The 386-nt window shown below is 39.6% G+C and carries 1 pseudogene; it reads right to left on the reverse strand.

What is annotated here, in order from left to right:
- Window positions 1-386: pseudogene (locus R2R70_RS19165) on the reverse strand (acetolactate synthase 3 large subunit); the annotation flags it as partial.

Raw genomic sequence — 386 nt, forward strand, 5'->3', positions numbered from 1 at the left:
TGGCGAGGGTATTTAAATGGGTAATACTGTGCTGCAAACATTTGATGCTGCCCTACATCAGAGCTGATGTAGGCTTCGCCGTCAGTTGCTTTATAAAGCGCCTCAATAACAGCTTGAGGCTTGATTTTTTCTGAAGGGCTTTGTTTGTAACCCAAACATTTTTGTTCACGCCAGCTAATAATTTGTCGCCACCAATCTTCTTGTGCACTGCGATCTATTTGAATTGTACTTTTGTCTATTCCATCTTGAAGTTGTTTAAGTACAGTGTCTAAACAACCTACAACAGGTATATGCGCTTTAATGGTTTTAGAAATAGAGGTAGGGTCTACATCTACGTGAACAATAGTCGCATTAGGGCAAAACTTTTTAACGTTATTTGTAACCCG

Source organism: Cobetia sp. SIMBA_158 (genome assembly GCF_046566945.1).
GTDB lineage: Bacteria > Pseudomonadota > Gammaproteobacteria > Pseudomonadales > Halomonadaceae > Cobetia > Cobetia amphilecti.